The sequence below is a fragment of the Burkholderiales bacterium genome (assembly GCA_013695435.1).
Taxonomy (GTDB): Bacteria; Pseudomonadota; Gammaproteobacteria; order Burkholderiales; family JACMKV01; genus JACMKV01.
Map to the genome: position 1 here is coordinate 1 of JACDAM010000069.1, position 2,391 is coordinate 2,391.

General features: G+C 60.6%; 1 protein-coding gene. It reads left to right on the forward strand.

The genetic code is table 11. The features are described from left to right. A partial coding sequence (locus H0V78_04110; GenBank protein ID MBA2350989.1) for a DUF11 domain-containing protein occupies positions 1 to 2,391 on the forward strand: 2,391 nt, incomplete at both ends.

A 2,391-nucleotide genomic window follows, 5' to 3' on the forward strand; every position in this document is an offset into this window, starting at 1 on the left:
GTCGAAAACCGCAATACGGCCGGGCCTGTGAACAACGTCGTAATCACGGATACCTTGCCGCTCGGCATGCGCTACCGCGGTGGGTCGCTGCGCGTCAGCGGCCAGATAGCGGCCGATCCTTCGATCAGCAGCGATGGCCGCACGCTGACGATTGCTGTCGGCACGATCGCCGCAAGCGCTAAAGCCGAATTAAGCTATGTGGCGCAGGTTGGCGCCGGCTCGCGCACAGGCGAAGCAGTCAACCGCGCCGTCGGCACGGCAAGCGGCGGCATCACCTCGAATGTCGCGCTCGCCTCGGTGCGGATACGCGAACCATTTTTTACTTCGCAGTTCACGATCATCGGCCGCGTTGTCGAAGGTGAATGCGACATGGCGATGGAATCGCTCAAGGGCGTGCCCAATATCCGCATGCTGCTCGAAAACGGCACCTATGTTGCGACCGATCTGGACGGCCAGTTCCATTTCGAAGGCGTGCGGCCGGGAACGCACGTTGTCCAACTCGATCTCGACAGTCTGCCGCCGCATCTCGAAGCGGTGCCATGCATCCAGAATACGCGGTTTGCCGGGCGCTCGTTTTCGCAGTTTGTCGAGGCTCAGGGTGGAACGTTGTGGCGCGCGGATTTTTATGTGCGTCGCAAAGCCGATCATCCCGATCTCACGAGAAACGCGGTTTCGACTTCAGCTGAAGCTGCTGCTGCGGCGAGCGTCACCCCCACCCCGGCCCTCCCCCATCAAGGGGGAGGGAGCAAATTTGAAGCGGGCGCGACTGATGCGAGGGGCGCCGCGAAAACCAATATTAGCCAGGGCTCTGGCGATCCCATAGAAACCCTCCCCTCTCGCGGGGAAGATAGGCGCCGTCGCCGCGAAAGTGGGGAGCAGGGTGGGGGGGCTGCTGAAGTCGCAGCACCGTCGGCCGTTAAAAAGCGCCGCCCCATCAGGGAAGACGCGGTTGCCGCCGGTGGCAAGACCGATTTTCTGATCGGACAAAAGCCCGGCGTCGAATGGCTGTTCCCGGACGCGAATCACAACCCGCGCGCACCAGCGGTGCGCATTGCGATCAAGCACGCGCCGAATCAAAAAATCGTGCTAAGAAATAAAGGCGAAGCGGTCGATGCGCTGAGCTTCGACGGCGCCGAAACCAGCGCGGACAAGACGATCGCGATCAGTGTCTGGCGCGGCCTCCCGCTGACCGACGGCGCTAATCGTTTCGATGCCGATGTCATCGACGAACGCGGCGCGATCGTGACCACACTTTCGCGCGACGTGCGATATTCGAACAGCCCGGCGCGCGCCGTACTGGTTCCCGAAGAATCCGTGCTGATCGCCGACGGCATCAACAAGCCGGTGATTGCGGTGCGTATTCTCGATCGCGACGGCCATCCGGTTCGCGCCGGCATTACCGGCGCCATTCGCGTCAACCCGCCTTACGTTCCGGCGCAGCAGATCGCGTTCCAGCAGCAGCGCCAACTGGCCGGACTCGATCGTTATGAGCCGACCTATAAAGTCGAAGGCGACGACGGCCTCGCCTACATCGAACTCGCGCCGACGACGGAAAGCGGCAGCCTCGTGCTGAACCTCAGCTTTCCGCAAAACGACCGCGCCGCGCGCGAAGACGAATTCCGGCTCTGGCTCGAAGGCAAGCCGCGCGATTGGGTCGTGGTCGGTTTCGCTTCGGGCACAGTCGGCTACAACACATTAAAGGGCAATATGCAGTCCCTGAAAGAAGCTGGCGTCGATGACGATGCGTACACGGACGGCCAGGTTTCGCTGTACGCGAAAGGCCAGGTGCTAGGCAAATGGCTGCTGACCATGGCCTACGATTCGGACAAGCCCGACGGGCCGCGCCGCCGCGATAGCGTGCTGTCGACCATCGACCCGCAGCAGTTCTATACCTTGTACGGCGACGGCGCCGAGCAGCGCTATGACGCGGCCAGCCAGGAAAAGCTGTATCTGAAAATCGAGCGCGATCAGTTTTATGCACTGTTTGGCGATTACGAAACTGATCTCACGCAGACCAAGCTTACACGCTACAGCCGGACTTTGACTGGCGTGAAAAGCGAATTCCGCGGTGAACTGATCAACTACAGCGCGTTCGCGTCGGATACCGCGCAGAATTTCGCGCGCGATGAAATCCAGGGCAACGGCACGTCGGGTTTGTATCGTTTGTCGCGCGGCAATATCGTGATCAACGGCGAAAAAATCCGCGTCGATTCGCGCGATCGTTTTCGCTCCGAAGTCATCGTACAAAGCCGGCAACTGCTGCGCCATATCGATTACGACATCGATTATGCGGCGGGCACGCTGTTTTTTCGCGAGCCGATTTTAAGCCGCGATTTCAATTTCAATCCGAACTTCATCGTCGCCCAATACGAGACGTTCAACGCCGGCGAC